The following is a 22,077-nucleotide window of genomic DNA, read 5'->3' as shown; positions in this document are numbered from 1 at the left end:
TTCATCCTCGGTGGCCTGCAGGCCGTCGGCGCGCTGATCACCATGGTCGCGTCCGCGTGGATCGCCGACATGATCTCGGAAGCCGACACCTCCGGCTCGCTGAGCAGCGCCGACGCCGACAATGCCGCCGCCTTCGGCGCCGGCGTCGCGATCATCGTCGGTGTGATCATCCTGCTCTTCGCGGTGTGGGGCATCCTCACCGCCGTCAAGCTGCCCAAGGGCCGCAGCGGTGTCCGCATCTCGGGCATCATCTACGGTTCGGTGATCACCCTGTTCAGCCTCTTCAGCCTGCTGACCGCGAACGTGTTCGCCCTCATCAGCCTGGTGCTCGGCATCCTCATCATCGTCTTCCTCGCGAAGAGCGACGCCAGCCAGTACTTCAGCCGCCCGCAGTACTAGGCGCCCCGGCAGTGCCCGGCCCCGTCGGGCCGGTGAACGGCGAAGGCCGCGTCCCGCAGTGCGGGGCGCGGCCTTCGCCGTTGCGCGGGGACCTCGACGGGTCAGTGGAAGAAGTGCCGGGTCCCGGTGAAGTACATGGTCACGCCGGCCTTCTCCGCCGCCTCGACGACCTGCTCGTCACGGACCGAACCGCCCGGCTGGACGACGGCCTTGATGCCGGCGGCCGTCAGGATCTCCAGGCCGTCCGGGAACGGGAAGAACGCGTCGGACGCGGCGTACGAGCCCTGCGCGCGCTCGGCGCCCGCCCGCTCGACGGCGAGCTTCGCAGAGTCGACGCGGTTGACCTGGCCCATGCCGACGCCGACCGAGGCGCCGTCCTTGGCGAGGAGGATGGCGTTGGACTTGACGGCCCGGCAGGCCTTCCACGCGAAGGCCAGCTCGGCGAGTTCCGCGGCGGACAGGGCGTCGCCGGTGGCGAGGGTCCAGTTCGCCGGGTCGTCGCCCGGCGCCTGGAACAGATCACTCTGCTGGAGCAGCGCCCCGCCGGAGATGGGCTTGAGGTCGCCCGGCTGGTGCGGGGTGCCGTCCACCTTGAGGACGCGGATGTTCTTCTTCCTGGCCAGGACCTCGACCGCGCCGTCCTCGTAGGAGGGGGCGGCGATGACCTCGGTGAAGATCTCGGCGACCTGTTCGGCGAGCTCGACGGTCACCGGGCGGTTGACGGCGATGACGCCGCCGAAGGCCGACAGCGGGTCGCAGGCGTGCGCCTTGCGGTGGGCCGCGGCCACGTCCGCGTCCACCGCGATGCCGCACGGGTTGGCGTGCTTGATGATCGCGACGCAGGGCTCGTCGTGGTCGTAGGCGGCGCGGCGCGCGGCCTCGGTGTCCACGTAGTTGTTGAAGGACATCTCCTTGCCGTGCAGCTGCTCCGCGTTGGCGAGCCCGCCCGGCTGACCGTCCGTGTACAGGGCGGCGGCCTGGTGCGGGTTCTCGCCGTACCGCAGGGTCGACTTGCGGTCCCAGGCGCCGGCCAGGAACTCGGGCAGTGCCGCGTCCGCGGCCTCCGGGGCGTACGCGTTCGTGAACCACGAGGCGACGGCGACGTCGTACGCGGCGGTGTGCTGGAAGGCCTCGGCCGCGAGCCGCTTGCGGGCGGTCAGGTCGAAGCCGCCGTTCTTGGCCGCGTCGAGGACGTCGGCGTAGCGCGCGGGGCTGGTGACGACCGATACGGACGGGTGGTTCTTGGCGGCGGCGCGGACCATCGACGGGCCGCCGATGTCGATCTGCTCCACGCACTCGTCCGGGGTGGCACCCGACTGGACGGTCGCGAGGAAGGGGTAGAGGTTGACGACCACCAGGTCGAAGGGCTCGACGCCCAGCTCGGCGAGCTGGTTGCGGTGGTCCTCCAGGCGCAGGTCGGCGAGGATCCCGGCGTGCACGCGCGGGTGCAGGGTCTTGACCCGCCCGTCCAGGCACTCGGGGAAGCCGGTGAGCTCCTCGACCTTGGTGACGGGCACCCCGGCGGCGGCGATCTTCGAGGCGGTGGAGCCGGTGGAGACGAGCGCGACGCCCGCCTCGTGCAGGCCGCGGGCCAGGTCTTCCAGTCCCGTCTTGTCGTAGACGCTGATGAGCGCACGCCGGATCGGCCGCTGGGTCGTGGTCGGGTCGTTGCTCTCTACGGCGGTCACTGGATTGTTACCTTTCGTCCCTCAATGCGGTAGCCGTGCCGGGCCAGGCGCCCCACGACATCGACGAGCAGTGCCCGTTCGACTTCCTTGATGCGCTCATGGAGAGCGGCTTCGTCGTCCTCGTCCCGGATCTCGACGACACCCTGGGCGATGATCGGACCGGTGTCCACGCCGGAGTCCACGAAGTGGACGGTGCAGCCGGTGACCTTCGCGCCGTAGGCGAGCGCGTCCCGTACGCCGTGCGCGCCGGGGAAGGAGGGGAGGAGGGCGGGGTGGGTGTTGACGAACCGGCCGCCGAAGCGGTCGATGAACGCCTTGCCCACGATCTTCATGAACCCCGCGGACACCACCAGGTCCGGTGCGTGGGCGTCCGTGGCCGCCGTGAGGGCGGCGTCCCACTCCTCGCGGGTCCCGTACTCCCTGACCGGGCACACGAACGTGGGGATCCCCGCCTTCTCCGCCCGCTCCAGACCGGCGATGTTCGCGCGGTCGGCCCCCACGGCGACGACCTCGGCGCCGAAGCCCCCGGGTCCGCCGGGGTGGGCGTCGATGGCGTCGAGCAGGGCCTGGAGGTTGGTGCCGGAACCGGATACCAGCACGACCAGGCGGGAGGCGGCCATGGGAGGCCCTTTCTCGGGGGAACGCGGTGTTCGTCTTTGTGTGGTCATACGAATCTTGGGGGTACCGATATACGGGGGACCCTACGAAGCCTCCGACCGCCTGCAACGATACCGGCACACCGGACAGCCCCCGAGGGACGGGGGCACGGCCGAGAGGTAGCGTCAGGCGTACACGCCGCAATCAGACCTCACCTCGCCACGACGTCTCCCTCGACGTCCCTGACACAGGGGAAGAAACACACCCGATGCCGGACCGCCGCCAGCCCGACTCCCCCACCGACGACAACCCCTTCGCGGCTCCCCCGGAAGGCCGGCCCGACCAGCCGTGGCAGCCGCGCAGCGGCGGTGACGGCAACGGCGGGGGCGGCGACGGCGGGAACGCCCCGGGCAACGGCCCGAAGGACGGCTCCGGCAAGGGCGGTCCGGCCCGCTGGGACCCGACGGACCCGATCCAGCGCCACGCCCGGTACGCCCTGCTGGCCGGCATGTGGGGCTTCTTCTTCGGGATCTTCGGGATTCCGTCGGTGGGCCTCCTGCTGGGCGCGCTCGCCCTGTACTGGGGGATCAGCGCGCTGCGGGGCAAGCCGGTGGCGCCCGCCTCGGCGACCGCGACGGCGACGGTGGCGGACGTGACCGGTGCCGGGCCCCGTTCGGGTGCGGGCTCGGCCGCCGCGGAGCCCGGCGCCGCGCGGGGCGGCCTGGCGGCGCTGGGCGCCGCGGCCCGGCCGCAGCGGACGGCGGCGGTGAGCGGCCTGGTCGCGGCCTCGCTGGCGATCCTGCTGGCGCTGAGCTCGTACGGGCTGCAGCTGGCGTACAAGGACTTCTACGTGTGCCGGGACGACGCCCTGACGGCGGCGGGCGAGCTGGAGTGCAACGACCTGCTGCCGGACAACTACGTGGGCGACGTGCTCAAGGTCCGCCAGTAGGTCGGTCAGTCGTCCGCCAGGAGGACGCACGAAGGCGGGGGCCGGCTCCGGAGCCGGCCCCCGCCTTCGTGTGCCGGGCGCCGGGCGCCGTGTGCCGGGCGCGCGGCACCGTGTGTCGGGCGCGGGGCGCGGCGGGCGCCGGGCGTCAGGCGCCGGGGTCGGGTTTCCGCCGGGTCATGACCCGGACGCCCGACGCGGGCGGTACCAGCGGCGGGCCGGGTGGGGCGGCGGTCGGTGCGGCGGGCGCGGGCCCGGACGGCGGGGCCGCCGGTGTCGCCGCTGCCGCCGGGATCGGGATCGGAGTCAGGTCCAGGCTGAACCCCTGCGCGACCGTCACCGGGCGCGGCCGCCTCGGGGCGGCAGGGGCATCGACCGGCACCGCGGGCGGGGCCGCGGGGGCCGCCGGAACCGGGTGCACCTGGAACTCCTCGGGCCGCGGCGCCTCGGCCGGCGCCTCCGTCCGTCCCGGAGCCGGGCCCGCGACGGGAGCCGACGCGGGTGCCGACGCCCGGGCGGGGGCCTGGGACCGGGGCGGGGCCCCGGACTGGGCCCCGGGCTGGGCCTGGGACGGGGCCTGGAGCGGGGCCTGGGACTGAGCCCGGGGCGGGGCCTGGGGCAGGGTCTGGGACGGGGCCTGGAGCGGGGCCTGGGCGGACGAGAAGTCCGGGATCAGGGTGCCCGCCGCGCGGCGCAGGGCCGCCCAGCGCACCTCCCGGACACCGCTGTCGTGCCAGCGGTCGTCCTCCGCCGGGTCCGCGGCCCCCGCTCCCTTCGCGGGGCGGGTCCGCCAGGCGTGCACCGACACCGCCACCGGCACGGCGAGCAGCAGGGTCCAGGCGAAGGCCGCCGCGCCCGTCGCCCACCACACCGGCCCGAAGGCGGCCAGGTCCCGGGAGCCCAGCGGCCCCGACGAGGCCGCCGCGAGCCCGGCCATGGCGAGCCCGCACACGAGCGCGCCCAAGGCCGCCGTGAGGGCGGTCTCCCCGTACGAGACCTCGCGCGCCCGGCGCACCGCGAACCAGCCCACCGCCAGCCCGGCCACCACCGGCACCCCGGCGGCCGCCCAGGTCAGCGGGGTCCCCGGCCCCTCGGGCGGCAACGCCGCCAGCAGAGGGAAGCGGGGCAGCGCGGGCGAACCGGTGAAGCCGAGCGGGGTCGCGGCCGCGCCGGTGCCCAGGGCGAAGCCGGGGCCGAGGCCGTAGGCCGCGCCCCACACCATGGCGTTCGGGATCAGGGCGAGGGCGAGGAGAAGCACCGCGAAGCGGCCCGACCACACGCCGGTCAGGGCCAGGAAGGACCCCTGGACCTCGGCTCCGTGCCAGGCGAGCGAGGCGCCGACGAGCAGGGCGCCGCCGCCCAGCAGGACCAGGGCCCCGCCCGCTCCGGCCCGGAGCGCCAGCGTGTAACGGGGGCGCGTGAATGCCCTCCGTACGCCCCCGGGCCACCAGGGTGGAAGCGGACCGAGGGAACGTCCGCGGGCCGCCCACACCCCGCCGCCCGCGGCGAGCACCGCGACGAGCGGGACGTGCCAGGCGGCGCTGAGCGGGTCGGCGGGCATCGGCCCCCCGGCGGCGTACACGGTGGCGAGGGCCCCGACGGTGAGGTATCCGCAGAGCACGGCGGAGAAGACGGCACTGGCGGGCAGCACCTCCTCGCCGTCCTCCTCCTCGGCCGCGTGCCCCAGCCGGGCGGCGCGCCGCATGAGCAGCACGGGCAGGGCGACGAGCAGCAGGGGCGTCACCCCGACGGGCGCGGGCACCCCGGACAGGGTCTCGTAACGCACCAGCTCCGTCCCGTGGGCGAGGAGCCACAGGCCAGCCGCGAGGTGCAGGGCCCCGCCGGGGCCGCTGTCGGGGTAGGGGGAGCTGATCCACAGCACGACGACGAGCACGGCGAGGAAGCCGAGCCCGAGGCCGGCCGCCACGGCGCCGCCCACCACGCACGCTGCGGCCGCCGGAGAACGGCGCCTCCCGGCGCTCCGGGGGGCCGCGGACAACGGGGTCCCGCGTTCGGTCACTTGGGTCACCCCGCCATGGTGCCAACGACACGCGCTATGGGCGGGTAACAGGCGAATGTCCGTGGTGTCGCTCAATATACGCTTATGTACTTTATCGCCCAGGTCTGTCGGGTCACGGGGAGTGTGGCATGACACAAAGCGTCGAGACGAGCTCGGAGAGCCTCCCGCCCCCGAAGGAACGCCGCAGACTGCGCGAATCGGCCGCCCTGACGCACGAGGAGGTCGCGGCGGCGATGGGCGTCACCCCGACCACGGTGCGCTCCTGGGAGACGGGCCGTACGGAGCCCAAGGGCCGCAAGCGCGAGGCGTACGCGAAGCTCCTGAACTCCCTCGCGGACCCCTCGGAGACGGAGGCGGAGCCGGAGCCGCTGTCCGGGGCGGAAGCGGGTGCCGGGACCCGAGCCGGGGCCGGGGAGGGGGATCGGGACGGGGCGTCCCCCGGCGCGGCCCCGGAGGGAGGGAGTCGGGGGACGCCCCCGACCGGGACCTCCGGCGGCGACCGGACCGCGGGCCCGGATCCGGCTCCGGCTCCGGCTCCGGCTCCGGCTGCGAACCACGCGGGCACGGAACCCGGCGCGGCTTCCGGGGACGCCGGCCCCACGGCGACCCCGGCCGGGCCGAAGGTCGCCGCGGACCCCGGGGCGCCCCCGGAGCACCCCTTCGCCGGGCCCGCCACCGACACGGCCGCCGAGGCCGGGCCCGCCGCCGAGGCCCTCCCGGAGCCCGGGGAAACCCCTTCCCCGGCGCCGGCCGACCCGGCCCCCGCGCCGCCCGGCGGCTCCGGACTGCGGGCGGCGGGAGGTCCCCGGGCCTTCGCGGGCGGCGGCCCGAACCACAATCCGAACCCGAACCAAAGACAGGCCTCCGGCGCCGGGACCCGCCCGAAGCCCGCGGTCAAGCGCGCTTCGAAGCCGCCGACCGGGCAACCGCGCCACGAGCCCAAGCCCGCGTACGCCAAGGCCCTGACCGGCGGCGCCACCGTCGTCCCGGGAACCCCCGGAAGGGCAGGAACCCCCGGAGCTGTCCGAACCCCCGGAGCGACGGGTGCCCCCGGGGTCTCCGACGCCCCCGAGACGGCGGAGACCGTACCCGCTCCCGAGGCGGCCGGGGACGCGCCCGCCGCGGCGGAAACCGGGGCCGCGGACACCACCGCGGCGGAAACCGGCTCGGAAACCGGCGCCGTGGCCGAACCGGACGCCCCGGACGCCCCCGCCGGAGCCCGGCCCACGCCGGCGCAGGCCTTCGACGCCCTCTACGCCCACGCCGCCCAGGCCCTCATCCGGCAGACGTACCTGCTCACCGGCCGCCGCGGCCTGGCCCAGGAGGCGGTGGACCGGGCGTTCCAGCTGGCCTGGGCCCGGTGGCCCGAGGTGGCCGTCGACCCGGACCCGGTGGGCTGGGTGCGCGCGGCCGCGTACGAACACGCCCTCTCCCCCTGGCACCGGCTCCGCCGGTGCCACCGGGAGCTCGACAAGCCCCCCGTCGAGCCCGCCGACCGGATCCTCCTGGACGCGGTCCTCACGCTGTCGCCCGCCCACCGGCGCACCGTCGTGCTCTACGACGGCGTCGGCCTCGACCTGCCGGACACCGCCGCCGAGACGGAGGCCAGCACCCCGGTGGCGGGCAGCCGCCTCGTCCACGCGCACGCCGTGCTCGCGGCCCGCATCCCCGAGCTGGCCGGCGTACCGCCCGAGAAGCAGTCCGCGCTGCTGCGCGACCAGCTCACCGCGCTGAGGCCGGCCGTACACCTCGAAGCGCGCTCCGCCTCCGTCGTACGAACCGCGGCGGAGCACCGCGCCCGGCTGTGGACCCGGGCCGCCCTCGCCCTGACCGCGGTGATCGCCGTCGCGACGGCGTACACCGCGTCGACCGCCCCCACCCGGTACGAGCCCCCGCGCTCACCCGGCGCGAACGTCTCCGGAGTCCCCCCGCACAGCGGCCCCCAGCGGCTGACCGACGAGAGCAGGCAGCTCCAGGACAAGCTGCGCGACGACCCGCTGGCCGGACCCGGCCGCGTCACCCCGCGGATCGAGTAGCGGACCGGAATCGGCCCGGCCCGGCAGGACGACGGCACGGAAACGGGCGTGGCCCGCACCCCGAAGGGTGCGGGCCACGCCCGTACACACGTGCCTGGAAGGCGGGAACTACCGCGCGGCGCCCAGGATGGCGCGCGCCAGCTCGGCCGTCTCGGTCGGCGTCTTGCCGACCTTGACGCCGGCGGCCTCCAGGGCCTCCTTCTTCGCCTGCGCGGTACCGGAGGAACCGGAGACGATGGCGCCCGCGTGGCCCATGGTCTTGCCCTCGGGGGCGGTGAAGCCCGCGACGTAGCCCACGACCGGCTTCGTGACGTGCTTGGCGATGTAGTCCGCCGCACGCTCCTCGGCGTCGCCGCCGATCTCGCCGATCATGACGATCAGGTCGGTGTCGGGGTCAGCCTCGAACGCCTCCAGGGCGTCGATGTGCGTCGTGCCGATGACCGGGTCGCCACCGATGCCGACGGCCGAGGAGAAGCCGATGTCACGCAGCTCGTACATCATCTGGTAGGTCAGCGTGCCGGACTTGGACACGAGACCGATGCGGCCGGGCTTGGTGATGTCGCCCGGGATGATGCCGGCGTTGGACTGGCCGGGGGTGATCAGACCCGGGCAGTTCGGGCCGATGATCCGCGTCTTGTTGCCCTTGGCGGTCGCGTACGACCAGAAGGCGGCGGAGTCGTGCACCGCGATGCCCTCGGTGATGACGACGGCCAGCGGGATCTCGGCGTCGATCGCCTCGACGACGGCGGCCTTGGCGAAGGCCGGCGGGACGAAGAGGACGGACACGTTCGCGCCGGTGGCCTCGATCGCCTCCTTGACCGAGCCGAAGACCGGGACCTCGGTGCCGTCGAAGTCGACGGTCGTGCCGGCCTTGCGCGGGTTGACGCCACCGACGATGTTCGTACCGTCAGCCAGCATCAGCTTGGTGTGCTTCATGCCCGTGGCACCGGTCATGCCCTGGACGATGACCTTGCTGTCCTTGTTGAGGAAGATAGCCATGTGAGTCTGTGACCTCTGCCCTTACTTCGCAGCCGCGAGCTCGGCGGCCTTGTCGGCCGCGCCGTCCATGGTGTCCACGCGCTGCACCAGCGGGTGGTTGGCGTCCGACAGGATCTTGCGACCCAGCTCGGCGTTGTTGCCGTCCAGACGGACGACGAGCGGCTTGGTGACCGCCTCGCCCTTCTGCTCCAGCAGGGCCAGCGCCTGGACGATGCCGTTGGCGACCTCGTCACACGCGGTGATGCCACCGAAGACGTTGACGAAGACGGACTTGACGTCCGGGTCGCCGAGGATGATCTCGAGACCGTTGGCCATGACGGCGGCGGAGGCGCCACCGCCGATGTCCAGGAAGTTGGCGGGCTTGACGCCGCCATGGTTCTCACCGGCGTACGCGACCACGTCGAGGGTGCTCATGACGAGACCCGCGCCGTTGCCGATGATGCCGACCTCGCCGTCGAGCTTCACGTAGTTGAGGTTCTTCGCCTTGGCGGCGGCCTCGAGCGGGTTCGCGGCCGCGTGGTCCACGAACTCCTCGTGGCCCGGCTGGCGGAACTCGGCGTTCTCGTCGAGCGAGACCTTGCCGTCGAGCGCGATGACGTCGCCGTTGGCGACCTTCGCGAGCGGGTTGACCTCGACGAGCAGCGCGTCCTCGGCGATGAAGGTGTCCCACAGGGTCACGAGGACCTCGGCGACCTTCTCCGCGACCTCGGCCGGGAACTTCGCCTGGGCGACGATCTCGCGGGCCTTCTCGATGGTCACGCCCTCGTTGGCGTTGACCGGGACCTTCGCGAGGGCCTCGGGGGTCTTCTCCGCGACCTCCTCGATGTCCATGCCGCCCTGCACCGAGGCCATGGCCAGGAAGGTGCGGTTGGTGCGGTCGAGGAGGTACGAGACGTAGTACTCCTCGAGGATCTCGGGAGCGGTCTCGGCGATCATCACCTTGTGGACCGTGTGGCCCTTGATGTCCATGCCGAGAATGTCCGTGGCCCGGGCGACAGCCTCGTCCGGGGTGGCGGCCAGCTTCACGCCGCCGGCCTTGCCGCGGCCACCGACCTTCACCTGCGCCTTGACGACCGACTTGCCGCCCAGCCGCTCGGTGGCCTCGCGAGCCGCCTCAGGCGTGTCGATGACTTCACCGGCCAGCACCGGTACACCGTGCTTGGCGAAGAGGTCCCTCGCCTGGTACTCGAACAGGTCCACGCGCGTCCGTCCCTTGTCTTTTTTAAAGATTCGCAGTGATTCGCGGTTGTCTGCTATCTGCGTGGGCGTGCCGCGGAGGGCAACGTGACGGCGCTGTCACAAGGAAGGCGCACACGGTGACCGTGGACGCGGCATGTCCGTCCCGCAGGTTATCCCCGTGGGCCGTAGGTCCCTAAATCGCAGATCACACCTGAGCGGTGATACCTGTCACAGATCGCCTCACGGTTGAGCTGGAACTTCGTGCGATCCGCCGGTTCCCGGCCACCCGGGAGGGCGGGCGGCCGGGGGGCGGGGACGGCCGGACGACGGGGCCGGGGGGACGGCCGGGGGCGGGCGGCCGGGGGCGGCGATGAGAGGCGGGCGGCCGGGGCCGGGTGGCTGGTCAGGGTGCGGGTACGGGCAGGGGCCGCTTCTCCAGCGCCGCCGCCATCACCTCGGGGAACAGATCGGGGGTGCAGGCGAAGGCGGGCGCGCCCAGCGCGGCGAGGCCGGCCGCGTGCTCGCGGTCGTACGCGGGGGCGCCCTCGTCCGACAACGCGAGCAGGGTCACGAACTCGACCCCGGCGGCCTTCATCGCGGCGACCCGCTTCAGCATCTCGTCGCGTATGCCGCCCTCGTAGAGGTCGCTGATCAGGACCACCACGGTGTCCGCCGGACGGGTGATCTTCGACTGGCAGTGGGCGAGGGCGCGGTTGATGTCGGTACCGCCGCCGAGCTGGGTGCCGAAGAGGACGTCCACCGGGTCGTCCAGCAGGTCCGTCAGGTCCACGACGGCGGTGTCGAAGACGACGAGGCGCGTGGCGAGGGAGCGCATGGAGGCGAGGACCGCGCCGAAGACGGAGGCGTAGACGACGGAGGCCGCCATCGAACCCGACTGGTCGATGCAGAGGATCACCTCCTTCTTCACCGATCGCGCAGCCCGGCCGTAGCCGATCAGGCGTTCGGGCACGACGGTGCGGTGTTCGGGCAGGTAGTTCTTGAGGTTGGCGCGGATCGTGCGGTTCCAGTCGATGTCGTGGTGGCGCGGCCGGCTGATCCGGGCGGAGCGGTCCAGGGCCCCGGTGAGCGTGGCCCGGGTGCGGGTCGCGAGCTTCCTCTCCAGCTGGTCGACCACCGTGCGGACCACGGCCCGGGCCGTCTCCCGCGTCGTCTCGGGCATCGCCTTGTTCAGCGAGAGGAGGGTGCCGACCAGGTGGACGTCCGGCTCCACCGCCTCCAGCATCTCCGGCTCCAGGAGCAGGGCGGACAGGCCGAGCCGCTCGATCGCATCCCGCTGCATGACCTGGACCACCGAGGTCGGGAAGTACGTACGGATGTCCCCGAGCCAGCGGGCCACCCGCGGGGCGGACCCGCCGAGCCCGGCCGACCGCTCCCCCGGGGCCTTGCGGGAGCCGCCGCCGTCACCGCCGTACAGGGCGCCGAGCGCGGCGTCCATCGCCGCGTCCCGCCCGGCGAGTGCGCACCCGGTGCCGTCCGCCTCGCCCCCGCCGAGCACCATCCGCCAGCGCCGCAGCCGCTCGACCGCGCTCCGTTCCTCCGGCCCCGCCGTGGGTCCGTCCGTACCGCTCATCTGCCCGTCCCCCTGCACTCGTCCGTACTCGTCGCTCGTCCGCACTCGTCGCTCGTCCTGTCCCGCGGACCGGTCCGCATCCGGCGCTGCCCTGCCTGCCCGCGCGCCGCCCCGCCCCCGGCGGGGCCGTCACGCCGGCGCCGCAGGCTCCCTGCCGGGCCCGGCGCCCAGCAGCAGCCGGACCAGGTCCACCACCGCGTCGGCGCGGGCCCGGTCCAGTTCCGGGGCGAAGCCCTCGGGGGCGGCGCCCGGGCCGGTCGCCGCGGGCGGGGCGCCCGGGCCGCGGCGGACCAGCTCGCCGAGGGTGCGCTTCACCCCTGGTTCGTACGCCCCGAACGTGCGCCGCAGCAGCGGCAGTACGTCCGTGAAGGCCCGCTCCGGCACCCCCGTCAGCCAGGCGTCGATCAGCCCGAGCAGCCGGTCGTCGTGGACCAGCAGCGTGCCGCCGCCGCTGCCGCCGCCCGCGAAGCCCTCGATCCATCCGGCCGCGTCCGCCGGGGCCGCCGCGGGGGACAGCGCCAGGCCCATCAGCCGGGCGGTCTCGTCGCCCGGCAGCCGGCCCTCGTCGAGGAGCAGCCGGGCCGCCCGGCCGCGTATGAGACCCGGGACGGTGTCCCGGGCGGCCAGCGTCCGCAGCACCGCGGACCAGCGTTCCCGCAGGCCCTCGTCCGCGTCGGCCAGCAGACCGACCGCCCCGTGCACCCCGTCCACGTGGCCCCGCAGTTCCGCCGCCGCGTCGGCGTCCAGCCCGGCCGCGCAGGCGGCCGGCAACGCGACGCAGATCCGCTCGGCCAGCCCGGCCGCGACCGTGCCGAGCGCCGCCGCGTCGGTACCGCGCACGTCCCCGTACCGCAGGGAACGGGCCAGGGCCGGCAGGGCCTCGGCGAGCCGTGCCACGTCGGTGTCCAGCGCGGCCCGGTCCGCGAGGGCCCGCAGCACGGCGGGCAGGGCGTCGGAGAGGCCAGCCAGCAGGCACCGCTCGGCCAGGGCCGTCACCTCGCCCAGCTGCCGCGCGCCCGCCGCGTCCGCCTCGGCCCGGGCGGTGGCCGCCGCGAGGACGGTGGTGCCCCAGATCCCGGCCTCGGCGACCCGTACCGACAGCTCCGGTTCCCAGCGCAGCCGCCAGGTCTCCCGGAAAGTCCCGGTGCCGCCCCGCGACGCCGTGGGCGTGCCCCAGTCGACGCCGATCAGCCGCAGCCGGTGCAGCAGCAGGGACTTGGCCGTGTCGGTGTCCTTGCGCAGGTCGAGCTCCAGCTCACGGTCCTGGGCCTCGGCCTTGAGCCGCAGCGAGCGCTGCTGCCGGGTCAGGTCCCGCATCAGCGGGACGGCGGGCGCGGCGTCCGGCACCTCGCCGAGCACGTCGCCGACGACGAGGCGGTCCTCGATCAGCGCGAGCGGTACGTCGGAGCCGTCGCACATCACCGCCCGGACCGCCTCCAGGGTCTCGGTCAGCCCGGCCAGCGGCCGCCCCCGCATCGCGGCCAGGGTGTCGGCCAGCCGGACGGCCTCGATGACGTGCGCCGGGGAGACCTGCCGGTCCTCCTCCCGCAGCAGTCCGGCGACCTTGGTCAGCCAGCGCTCCACGGGCCGGTCGGGGGCCGCGAAGAGGTGGGCGTACCAGCCGGGCGAGGCGATCCCGGCCCCGTACCCGCCGGCCCGGGCGAGGCGCCGGTGGGTCCAGGGCACCCAGGTGGTCTCCACCTTGACCTTGGGCAGGCCGGTGAGCAGCGCCCGGTCCGCGGCGACCGTGGTCCTCGCCCGCAGGGCCGGGACGTGCCAGGCCCCGCAGACCACGGCGTACGCGTCGCCGAACTCCCGGCGGGCGGCCCGCATCCGCTGCCGCATGTGCGCCTCGCGGATCAGGTCCCGGGGGTGGCCGCCGTCGCCGTAGGCCTCGCGCAGGGCTCCCATGGCCTCGCCGAGGGCTTCGAACGCGCCGAGCGGGTCGTACCGCTCCGCCGGGGTGCCGCGGTGTTCGACGACGTCCTCCCACCAGCGCTCGGGATCGTCGTACCCGGCGGTCTCGGCCAGCACCGCGAGGGGGTCCAGCCGTACGGAGTCCCGCGCGCCGGGCACCGTTTCCCCCGCGGCCCGTTCCCCGTCGGCCGGTTCCCCCGCGGCCGGCGCGCCGGCGGCCAGCGAGTGCGCGGCCGGGAGGTCGATGAACCGCACCGGCACGCCCGCCTCCTGGGCCCAGCGGACGGCGACCCACTCCGGGGAGAACTCGGCCAGCGGCCAGAACGCGGCGCGTCCCGGGTCGTCGGCGGCGTGGGCGAGCAGGGCGACGGGCGGCCGCATCCCGGGGTCGGCGGCGAGCGCCAGCAGGGCGTCCCCCTCGGGCGGTCCCTCGACCAGCACCGCCCGCGGGCCGGCGGCGTCGAGGGCGGCCCGTACGGCGCGGGCCGATCCGGGCCCGTGGTGCCGTACGCCGAGCAGCAGCGGCCCCGGGGCGGCCGGCGTCACGCGGTCACCTCCCGGCAGGCGCGGTAGAAGTCCTTCCATCCGTCGCGCTCGCGCACCACGGCCTCCAGGTACTCCTGCCAGACGACCTTGTCGGCGGCCGGATCGCGGACGACGGCGCCCAGGATTCCGGCGGCCACGTCGGAGGCGCGCAGGACGCCGTCGCCGAAGTGGGCGGCGAGGGCGAGCCCGCCCGTGACGACGGAGATGGCCTCGGCGGTGGACAGGGTGCCGCTGGGCGACTTGACCTTCGTCCGGCCGTCCTCGGTGACGCCGTCGCGCAGCTCCCGGAAGACGGTGACGACGCGGCGGATCTCCTCCAGGCCCTCGGGGGCGGCGGGCAGGTCGAGGGCGCGGCCCATCTGGCCGACGCGGCGGGCGACGATGTCGACCTCGGCGTCCGCGGTGGCGGGCAGGGGCAGGACGACGGTGTTGAACCGGCGGCGCAGGGCGCTGGAGAGCTCGTTGACCCCGCGGTCGCGGTCGTTGGCGGTGGCGATGAGGTTGAAGCCGCGGACGGCCTGCACCTCGTCGCCGAGCTCGGGTATCGGGAGGGTCTTCTCGGACAGGACGGTGATGAGGGAGTCCTGGACGTCGGCGGGGATGCGGGTGAGCTCCTCGACGCGGGCGGTCATGCCCTCGGCCATGGCCCGCATGACGGGGCTGGGGACGAGTGCCTCGCGGCCGGGGCCGTGCGCGAGGAGGCGGGCGTAGTTCCAGCCGTAGCGGATGGCTTCCTCGGGGGTGCCCGCGGTGCCCTGGACGAGGAGGGTGGAGTCTCCGCTGACGGCGGCCGCGAGGTGTTCCGACACCCATGTCTTGGCGGTGCCGGGGACCCCGAGGAGGAGCAGGGCGCGGTCGGTCGCCAGGGTCGTGACGGCGACCTCGACGATGCGGCGCGGTCCGACGTACTTCGGCGTGATGACCGTGCCGTCGGGAAGTCCGCCGCCGAGCAGGTAGGTGGCCACGGCCCACGGGGAGAGTTTCCAGCGGGCCGGTCGGGGCCGGTCGTCGGCTGCTTCCAGGGCTTTCAGTTCGTGCGCGAAGGCGTCTTCTGCGTGCGGTCGAAGCGCCTCGGCGGCCGTGTTCGTCTCGGGCATGGTCATGCTCCCCCTCCAATGCTCGACAGCCGTTCCCGACTGCTGTGTCCACGGTGCACCACGGCACTGACAACGTGCCTTGTGAGCTGCGTTGTTGCTGGTCAGAGCGATTGTCAGTGGGGCTCCGTACGGTGGTTCACATGACTGAGCAGGGGGTCCGCTGGACGGCGGAACAGGTACTGGCTCTGGCTCCTGACGATGCCTCGCGCAAGGCGGGGGGCAGACTCGGCGGGGCGGGGTCGTGGTCACAGATCGGAGGTTCCGCTTCCGGTTCTGTATGGGGGTTGTGCCGGGGCAGCGGCAGTACGCCGTACCGGACGGTCGTGGACCTGACGGGTCCGGCGTACACGTGCTCGTGCCCGAGCCGGAAGTTCCCGTGCAAGCACGCCCTGGGGCTGCTGCTGCTCTGGTCGGCCGAGGGGCTGGGAGAGCCCGGCGAGGCGCCGGAGTGGGCTTCGTCGTGGCTGGCCTCCCGGGGGGAGAGGGCCGCGCGGGCGGCCGCGGGACCGTCCCGTCCGGTGGACGGGGATGCGGCCCGGCGCCGGGCCGAGCGGCGGGCGGCGCGGGTCGGCGCCGGCGTCGCGGAGCTGGAGCAGCGGCTGACCGACCTGCTGCGCGGGGGCCTCGCGGGCCAGGAGCAGGCGGGATACGCGGCGTGGGAGGAGACCGCCGCCCGCATGGTCGACGCCCAGGCACCCGGACTGGCCGGGCGGGTGCGGGAGTTGGGGACGATACCCAGTTGCGGCCCCGGCTGGCCCGCACGGATGCTGGAGGAGGCGGCGCTGCTGCACCTGCTGGACCGGGCCTGGTTGGGGGTGGAAGGGCTGCCGGAACAGCTCGCTGCGACCGTGCGCAGCCGAGTGGGACTGCCGGCCTCCGGGGAGGGGGAGGCCGTACGGGACCGCTGGCTGGTGCTGGCCCAGTACGACTCGGTGTCGCCGGACGGCCGGCTCACCACCCGCCGGGTCTGGCTGCGCGGGCTGGGGGGCGGGCGGCCCGCCATGGTGCTGGACTTCGGTCCGCCGGGGCGGCCGCCCGGGATGGCACTGCCGGTCGGGCTGGTGCTGGAGGCGGAACTCCGCTTCCGGCCGGGTTCGGCGGGTTTGCGGGCGGACCTCGGCGAGCGTTCCGCGGCGGCGGCGGCGTGCGCGGAGGCTCCGGCCGGGGTGAGCACGGGGGCCGCGCTGGAGGCGTACGGGGCGGCGCTGCGCCAGGATCCGTGGCTGGAGTCCTGGCCGGTGGTGCTGGGTGCGGTGGTGCCGATACCGGGGGAACTCGGCTGGCAGCTGGCGGACGCGCAGGGAACCTGCGCCCTGCCGGTGCCCCTCACCGGGCCGGGCAGCCGGTCCCGCGGGGGCCTGTGGCAACTGGCGGCGCTGTCCGGCGGGGGCCCGCTGACCGTGTTCGGCGAGTGCGGTCATCGGGGCTTCACCCCGCTGACGGCCTGGCAGCCGGGCTCGGCCGAGCCCGTCCCGCTGGTCTGACGGGACGGGGAACAAGAAGAAACCGCTGGGGGCCTGGGGGCCCGTATGCCGTCACCGGAGGTGGCGGGGAGGGGATCGGTACGCGGCGCGGGAGCGCCGTACGGGGAGGGAGCGGCGGCGCGGGGGCGCCGGCGTGCGACAACGAGACAGCCGGGGGGCTCTTGTGAACGACAACCACGCCAGCTAGGACGCGTTGGAGAAGGAGTGCCGGGCGCCCGAAGGGCGAGCCAGGCGGGACTTCTCACACACGCCCGGCAGGCGAACGGACCGACTGACGACGGGTACACAGACTGCTCCGGTCCCGCGGAGGGGGCGGGACCGGAGCACCGGCACAGGAGAGGGAGGGGTCCGATGGAAAAGCCCGACGAGGAGTACGGGGACTGGGAGGCGCTGGTCGCCGCCGCGCTGCTGGGCACCGACCGGCGGCGGGGCGGGGGCCCCGCCGGCTCGCCGGAGACACTGCTGGACGCGGCCGCCGTGCACGCCGTACGGCGGCGGGCCGGGCTCCGGCCCGCCGAGGCGGCCGCCCGGCCCGACCCCGCGGCCCGCGACCCGCGACCGGCCCCGCCGGACGCGGCGCGGCGGCGCCTCGCGCAGCTGCTGGCCGGCCGGACCGCCGGGAGCGGGTCGGGCCGCCGGGGGGCCGCGCCCGACCTGACGGAACTGCTGCCGCAGTGGCTGGCCGCCGCCGGGCGGCACGGCTACCGGGCACCGGCCGCGCTCGTACCGGCGCTGCTCGACGCCGCCCGGGCCCGTACGGACCTGCGGCCGCAGGCGCTGGCCCTGGCCGGCTCGCGGGGGCTGTGGCTGGCTCGGCTCAACCCCGACTGGCGGTTCGCACTGCGCGGCGGAACGGGGGGCGCGGGGGACCTGCCGGCGGCGACCGACCCGGCCGGGGTGGCACGGCTCTGGCAGGAGGGCCTGTTCGCCGAGCGGGTGGCCCTGCTGGGAATCGTACGGGCGCACGAGCCGGCGGCGGCGCTGCGCCTGCTGGAGTCGACCTGGACCACGGAACGCGCCGAGGACCGCCTGATGTTCCTGGACTCGCTGCGAGCCGGCCTGTCCGGGGCGGACGAGCCGTTCCTGGAGGCGGCTCTCGGTGACCGCAGCCGCACCGTCCGGGCCACGGCAGCCGAGCTGTTGTCGGCGCTTCCGCGCTCGGCACTGGCGGCGCGGATGGCGAAGCGCGCACTGGCCTGCGTGGGACCCGACGGGGTGGTCCCGCCGGCCGAGTGCGACGCGGGAATGCTGCGGGACGGCGTGGTGAGCCGGCCGCCCGCCGGGCGCGGCGAACGGGCGTGGTGGCTCGGCCAGTTGGTGGAGGCGGCGCCGCTTTCCTGCTGGGCCGAGCGGTTCGGGGGGCGCGGACCGGCGGAGATCGTGGCGCTGCCGGTGGCCTCCGGCGAGGGCTGGGCGGAGGAGCTGCACGCGGCGTGGTGCCGGGCGGCGGTGCGCCAGCGCGACGCGCCGTGGTCGCGGGCCCTGCTCGGCGCGCCGTCCGCACCGCCCGCGGCGGGGCCGGGCACGCCGTCACTGGCGGAGCGGGCGAAGCTGCTGGAGACGCTGCCGGAGGCGGAACGGGCGTCGTGGGTGGCGGAGTTCATACGGGCCCACGGCCTGTCGGAGGCGTTCCAGCTGCTCGGCGTCTGCGTGGTCCCGTGGACGGGCACGCTGGGCCGGGCGGTCGTGGAGGCACTGGACTCGGCGCGGGAGGCGGGCAGCTACCCGTGGAGCTTCAGCGGGGTGATGGGCCTGGCGGAACGCTGCCTCGACCCCGCGGAGGCCGGTCCCCTGGAGGTCCTGACCGCCGCCGCGCAAGATCCGCCGGACGCGTCGCCGGGAGCCGCCGCGTACTGGGCGGAAGCCTTCCAACGGCTCACGGCCACACTGCGGCTGCGCGCCACGATGCTCGCGGAACTCACCTCGGCCTGACCGCCGCCCCCCGCCGGCCGGCGGCGTCCATTGCGCTTTCCCGCCTTCCCCGCTTCAGCGCCGCGCTCGGCCGGGTCGCACCACGGCGGGCGCAGGAGCCGGAGCGAGGGCATGCCCGAGCGGGCCCCAGCCCGACCGGCGCAGGCCCAGCCGGCCCAGGCCCAACCGGCCCGGGCCCAGCCGGCGCGAGCGCGCGGGCCTGCTCGCCCGGACGGGGCGCGTCGGGGCGGCCGGGGGCCCCCACGCCGGCCGGGAGGCTACTGGCGGACGTTCCCGCGGACCCAGTCCACGATCGCCGTCGTCGTCGCGCCCGGGGTGAAGATCTCGGCCACGCCCTTCGCCTTCAGCGGGGCGATGTCGTCCTCCGGGATGATCCCGCCGCCGAACACCTTGATGTCCTCCGCGTCCCGCTCCTTGAGGAGCTCCAGGACGCGCGCGAACAGCGTGTTGTGCGCGCCGGACAGGATCGAGAGGCCGATCGCGTCGGCGTCCTCCTGGATGGCGGTGTCCACGATCTGCTCGGGGGTCTGGTGGAGGCCGGTGTAGATGACCTCCATGCCCCCGTCCCGCAGCGCCCTCGCGATCACCTTGGCACCGCGGTCGTGGCCGTCGAGACCCGGCTTGGCCACCACCACACGGATCGGACCGGTCACACCCATCGCACTGCCTCCCGAGTGAACGAACGTTAAGTACAGCATCGCGCACGCCACCGTTTCGCGGTCAACCGGGAGGGGGAAATCACACGTGGGACGGCGTTGATTCACCGGCCGCGCCCCCGCGCCGACAGCCGCACGGCACGGGGGCGCGGCCGGCGTCCGTCCCAAGAGGCTCAGGGGAGGCCTGCGATGGCGCTGTTCCCGCCCGTGTCCGGCGCCGCGCTGCGGGCGGGCGCGCTCGAGGTGGTCGTGCTGGGCGGGCACCTGCTGCTCTACCCCACCGGAGTGTGGCAGGAGAAGGTCACCACCGCGCCGCACGCCACACACCCGCACGTGACGGACCCGCACGCGACGGACCCGCACGCGACACGGCCGGTCGCGGCCCGCCCGCCCGTGCTCCTGCTCCACGGGTTCACCGACAACCGCTCCGTCTTCGTCCTGCTGCGCCGCGCCCTCGGGGCGGACGGTCTGCGGCACGTGGAGGCGTACAACTACTCGCCCTTCACCCGCGACCTGCGCGTCACGGCCCGCCACCTCGCCCGGCGCGTCGAGGACCTGTGCGAACGCACCGGTCAGGAGCGCGTCGACCTGGTCGGCCACAGCCTGGGCGGGCTGGTCGGGCGCTACTACGTGCAGCGCCTCGGCGGCGACGCCCGCGTCCGGACGCTCGTCACGCTCGGCACCCCGCACTCCGGCACGCGCGTCGCCCCCTTCCTGAACGCGCACCCGCTGGTGCGGCAGATGCGCCCCGGCTCCGAGGTGCTGGCCGAGCTGGCCGAGCCCGCCCCCGGCTGCGCGACCAGGTGCGTCGCCTTCTGGAGCGAGTTCGACGCGGTGATGTCCCCCGCCGGGACGGCCCGGATCGAGCACCCGGACCTGCGCGCGGAGAACATCCAGGTCACCGGGATCGGACACCTCGCGCTCCCGGCCCACCCGACGGTCATCGCGGCGGTCCGGCGCGCCCTCGACGGACCCGCATCGGCCGTCGCGGCGCTCCCGGAGGCGGCTTCCGTCGCGTAGCCGCTCCGCGTCCACCAGTCGAACGCATTTCGAACTCAAGGCCAAAGCCGCGTCTTTCGGCGACCGAAAGACGACTGAATGCCCGGTTCCGGGAATACCGGGGCCCGTCGAAGATTGTCGTTGCCAGTAACCGGCGGGTACAGTCGCGCCACTGCTCTCCTCCGGGGAACCTCCCATTCCCCGGCCACCCAGGCCCCCACCGCCGAGGCGAAAGAGAAGTTGGTGAACGACCGCCCCCCGTCGGGCCAGTACCCAGATATTGGGTACGACGGCCTTACCACCACCACTTTCGCTGGTGACTCGTCCTACGTTTCCTATGAATCGCAGGGTCAAGGGGTCAACTACGCGGCCTACGGCTCCTACGAGACGGGCACGTACGACACCACCGCCTGGACGTCCCAGGACCCGTACCTCTCCACGATCCCGACCCAGGGCGTCCCGGAGGACACGACGGGCCAGTGGGACGCGAGTGCCTGGAGCACGCAGGGCACGGACCACTCCGGCTACACGACGGAGTACCAGCAGCCCGCCGCGTTCGGCTACGACACCTCGGCCGAGCAGACCGGCCACTGGGCGGTCCCGGGCTACGGGACCACCGTCGGCACCGAGACCGGCGCCTACGACGCCACCGCCTGGAACACCGTCGCGGAGTCCCAGACCCCGGCACCGTCCCAGCCCGAGACGTCCTACGGGTACGAGTACGCGCAGCAGGAGCAAGCGCAGCAGGCGTACGCGCCACAGGGATACGCGCAGGACTACGCGTACGAGACGTACGAGGCCCCCGCCCCGTACGCCTACGAGACCCCGGTGCCCGCCACCGGCGCCGTCACCGAAGCGGACTTCGCCGAGGCGGATTTCGCGGAGTACAGCGAGACCTCCGTCTTCGAGGTCCTCTCCGACGCGACGGACGCGACGGACGGGGCCGACGCGGCACGCGCGGCCGCCGACTCCGACGCACCCGACGCGGTCCACGACCTCCCCACGCAGGCGATGCCGGTGACACCGGCGCCCCCGCGTTCCGCCCGCCGGTCCACCGGCAAGGCCGCCACCCCGGCGAAGGCCGCCCCGCGGCCGGCCGGCGGTTCGAGCCGCCGCCGCACTCCGGCGAAGCGTTCCGCCCTGCTGACCGTGGCCGTTCCCTCGGCCTGCGTGATGGGCGTCGCGGGCGTCGCCGCCGCCTCCGTCGGCGGTCTCACCGGGACGGAGAAGCCCGCCGAGGACACCACCACCATGGCCGCGCCCGACCCGGCCTCGGTGCCGTCGGTCGCGGCGAACACCAAGCTCGACACCCAACTGGCCGCGCTCAGCGCCGACGCGGGCGACTTCGCGGACCGCGCGAGCCGTACGCAGGAGCGCATCGACCTGCGCCAGCGCCAGGACGAGGAGAAGAAGAAGAAGGCGGAGGAGGCCGCGGCCAGGGAAGCGGCCCGCCCCAAGTTCTCGCTCCCCGTCGCCCAGCAGGGCCTCAGCGCCAACTACGGGCAGGCCGGCGGCATGTGGATGTCCGTGCACACCGGCATCGACTTCCCGGTCTCGTACGGGACCCCGGTCATGGCCGCCACCGACGGCACCGTGCGCACCCAGTACAACAGCGCCTACGGGAACATGGCCATAGTGACCTCGGCGGACGGAACCGAGACCTGGTACTGCCACCTCAGCAGCACCAAGATCCGGGGCGGCAAGGTCAAGGCCGGCGAGGTCATCGCCTACGCCGGCAACTCCGGCAACTCCACCGGCCCCCACCTCCACTTCGAGGTACGGCCCGGCGGCGGGGCCTCGATCGACCCCCTGTCGTGGCTCCGCAGCCACGGCCTGGACCCCACCTAAGCCGCCTCTTCCGGATCCCGCCGCGGGGGCCCCCCCCCCCGGGGGGGGGGCCCCGCCGGGGCCGGGGCCAAAACGGCAGCCACCCGGGGGGAACCACCCGCCCCCCCAGCCGGGTTGGGGTCCCCAACACCAAATGTGGGCGA

General features: G+C 74.7%; 16 protein-coding genes. 7 read left to right on the top strand and 9 right to left on the bottom strand.

Annotated elements, in window-relative coordinates; all coding sequences use genetic code 11:
- The coding region (locus ACFWW8_RS36250; RefSeq protein ID WP_386536566.1) for a hypothetical protein at window positions 1-399 on the top strand (399 nt) is incomplete at its 5' end.
- Between the two features lie 101 nt (window positions 400-500).
- Here ACFWW8_RS36250 and purH read toward each other — a convergent pair.
- Both purH and purN read right to left on the bottom strand, forming a co-directional pair.
- Complete coding sequence (gene purH / locus ACFWW8_RS36245) at window positions 501-2,087, bottom strand: bifunctional phosphoribosylaminoimidazolecarboxamide formyltransferase/IMP cyclohydrolase (protein WP_386536563.1); 1,587 nt, start codon at window positions 2,085-2,087, stop codon at window positions 501-503.
- Window positions 2,084-2,707 carry a phosphoribosylglycinamide formyltransferase gene (gene purN, locus ACFWW8_RS36240; protein WP_386536560.1) on the bottom strand — a complete coding sequence of 208 codons (624 nt, stop codon included), beginning with the start codon at window positions 2,705-2,707 and terminating at the stop codon, window positions 2,084-2,086. The genes purH and purN overlap by 4 nt, the downstream gene beginning before the upstream one ends.
- Window positions 2,708-2,952: 245 nt before the next feature.
- Between purN and ACFWW8_RS36235 the strand changes: the two genes are divergently transcribed.
- Window positions 2,953-3,633, top strand: coding sequence for a hypothetical protein (locus ACFWW8_RS36235; protein ID WP_386536557.1), 681 nt, complete (start codon window positions 2,953-2,955; stop codon window positions 3,631-3,633).
- Window positions 3,634-3,778: 145 nt separating this feature from the next.
- Here the strand turns inward: ACFWW8_RS36235 and ACFWW8_RS36230 are convergent, their stop codons facing one another.
- Entirely contained in the window at window positions 3,779-5,659 is a 1,881-nt protein-coding gene (locus ACFWW8_RS36230) for a DUF6350 family protein (RefSeq protein ID WP_386536554.1), read from the bottom strand.
- 119 nt (window positions 5,660-5,778) lie between these two features.
- Here ACFWW8_RS36230 and ACFWW8_RS36225 point away from each other — a divergent pair, with 119 nt between their 5' ends.
- Window positions 5,779-7,686, top strand: a complete 1,908-nt coding sequence (locus tag ACFWW8_RS36225) for a helix-turn-helix domain-containing protein (protein ID WP_386536551.1) — start codon at window positions 5,779-5,781, stop codon at window positions 7,684-7,686.
- A gap of 108 nt (window positions 7,687-7,794) precedes the next feature.
- Here the strand turns inward: ACFWW8_RS36225 and sucD are convergent, their stop codons facing one another.
- The 5 genes from sucD to ACFWW8_RS36200 all read right to left on the bottom strand — a co-directional run bounded on the left by sucD (window position 7,795) and on the right by ACFWW8_RS36200 (window position 15,021).
- Complete coding sequence (sucD, locus tag ACFWW8_RS36220; RefSeq protein WP_386536549.1) at window positions 7,795-8,685, bottom strand: succinate--CoA ligase subunit alpha; 891 nt, start codon at window positions 8,683-8,685, stop codon at window positions 7,795-7,797.
- A gap of 21 nt (window positions 8,686-8,706) precedes the next feature.
- Complete coding sequence (gene sucC / locus ACFWW8_RS36215; protein WP_383932953.1) at window positions 8,707-9,885, bottom strand: ADP-forming succinate--CoA ligase subunit beta; 1,179 nt, start codon at window positions 9,883-9,885, stop codon at window positions 8,707-8,709.
- Between the two features lie 382 nt (window positions 9,886-10,267).
- Window positions 10,268-11,455 carry a VWA domain-containing protein gene (locus tag ACFWW8_RS36210; RefSeq protein ID WP_386536546.1) on the bottom strand — a complete coding sequence of 396 codons (1,188 nt, stop codon included), beginning with the start codon at window positions 11,453-11,455 and terminating at the stop codon, window positions 10,268-10,270.
- Window positions 11,456-11,584: 129 nt separating this feature from the next.
- Window positions 11,585-13,957, bottom strand: a complete 2,373-nt coding sequence (locus tag ACFWW8_RS36205; protein ID WP_386536544.1) for a DUF5682 family protein — start codon at window positions 13,955-13,957, stop codon at window positions 11,585-11,587.
- Window positions 13,915-15,021, bottom strand: coding sequence for an AAA family ATPase (locus ACFWW8_RS36200; protein ID WP_386536542.1), 1,107 nt, complete (start codon window positions 15,019-15,021; stop codon window positions 13,915-13,917). Before ACFWW8_RS36200 ends, ACFWW8_RS36205 begins: the two co-directional genes overlap by 43 nt.
- Before the next feature lie 134 nt (window positions 15,022-15,155).
- Here ACFWW8_RS36200 and ACFWW8_RS36195 point away from each other — a divergent pair, with 134 nt between their 5' ends.
- A complete protein-coding gene (locus tag ACFWW8_RS36195; protein WP_386536539.1) occupies window positions 15,156-16,499 on the top strand; it encodes an SWIM zinc finger family protein in 1,344 nt (447 codons plus the stop codon).
- 351 nt (window positions 16,500-16,850) lie between these two features.
- Window positions 16,851-18,431 (top strand): DUF5691 domain-containing protein, encoded by a 1,581-nt coding sequence (locus ACFWW8_RS36190; RefSeq protein WP_386536536.1) that lies wholly within the window; start codon window positions 16,851-16,853, stop codon window positions 18,429-18,431.
- Between the two features lie 257 nt (window positions 18,432-18,688).
- Here the strand turns inward: ACFWW8_RS36190 and ACFWW8_RS36185 are convergent, their stop codons facing one another.
- Entirely contained in the window at window positions 18,689-19,090 is a 402-nt protein-coding gene (locus tag ACFWW8_RS36185) for a cobalamin B12-binding domain-containing protein (RefSeq protein ID WP_386536534.1), read from the bottom strand.
- 186 nt (window positions 19,091-19,276) lie between these two features.
- On the opposite strand from ACFWW8_RS36185, the gene ACFWW8_RS36180 reads away from it, so the two are divergent.
- Both ACFWW8_RS36180 and ACFWW8_RS36175 read left to right on the top strand, forming a co-directional pair.
- Window positions 19,277-20,107 carry an esterase/lipase family protein gene (locus ACFWW8_RS36180; RefSeq protein WP_386536531.1) on the top strand — a complete coding sequence of 277 codons (831 nt, stop codon included), beginning with the start codon at window positions 19,277-19,279 and terminating at the stop codon, window positions 20,105-20,107.
- Window positions 20,108-20,329: 222 nt separating this feature from the next.
- Entirely contained in the window at window positions 20,330-21,934 is a 1,605-nt protein-coding gene (locus ACFWW8_RS36175; protein WP_386536529.1) for a M23 family metallopeptidase, read from the top strand.
- The last annotated feature ends 143 nt before the right edge of the window (window positions 21,935-22,077 follow it).

The organism is Streptomyces sp. NPDC058701, from assembly GCF_042715295.1.
Lineage (GTDB): Bacteria > Actinomycetota > Actinomycetes > Streptomycetales > Streptomycetaceae > Streptomyces.
Note: the sequence above shows the minus strand (reverse complement) of the source record. Positions and strands in the feature narration are given on the sequence as shown.

Excerpts from the sequence above, each read along its gene's own strand:
- ACFWW8_RS36185 (WP_386536534.1), bottom strand. The coding sequence starts at position 19,090 with ATGGGTGTGACCGGTCCGATCCGTGTGGTGGTGGCCAAGCCGGGTCTC.
- ACFWW8_RS36195 (WP_386536539.1), top strand. The coding sequence starts at position 15,156 with ATGACTGAGCAGGGGGTCCGCTGGACGGCGGAACAGGTACTGGCTCTG.
- ACFWW8_RS36210 (WP_386536546.1), bottom strand. The coding sequence starts at position 11,455 with ATGAGCGGTACGGACGGACCCACGGCGGGGCCGGAGGAACGGAGCGCG.
- sucD (WP_386536549.1), bottom strand. The coding sequence starts at position 8,685 with ATGGCTATCTTCCTCAACAAGGACAGCAAGGTCATCGTCCAGGGCATG.
- ACFWW8_RS36235 (WP_386536557.1), top strand. The coding sequence starts at position 2,953 with ATGCCGGACCGCCGCCAGCCCGACTCCCCCACCGACGACAACCCCTTC.
- ACFWW8_RS36180 (WP_386536531.1), top strand. The coding sequence starts at position 19,277 with ATGGCGCTGTTCCCGCCCGTGTCCGGCGCCGCGCTGCGGGCGGGCGCG.
- ACFWW8_RS36205 (WP_386536544.1), bottom strand. The coding sequence starts at position 13,957 with ATGGAAGGACTTCTACCGCGCCTGCCGGGAGGTGACCGCGTGACGCCG.
- ACFWW8_RS36200 (WP_386536542.1), bottom strand. The coding sequence starts at position 15,021 with ATGACCATGCCCGAGACGAACACGGCCGCCGAGGCGCTTCGACCGCAC.
- purN (WP_386536560.1), bottom strand. The coding sequence starts at position 2,707 with ATGGCCGCCTCCCGCCTGGTCGTGCTGGTATCCGGTTCCGGCACCAAC.
- ACFWW8_RS36190 (WP_386536536.1), top strand. The coding sequence starts at position 16,851 with ATGGAAAAGCCCGACGAGGAGTACGGGGACTGGGAGGCGCTGGTCGCC.
- ACFWW8_RS36225 (WP_386536551.1), top strand. The coding sequence starts at position 5,779 with ATGACACAAAGCGTCGAGACGAGCTCGGAGAGCCTCCCGCCCCCGAAG.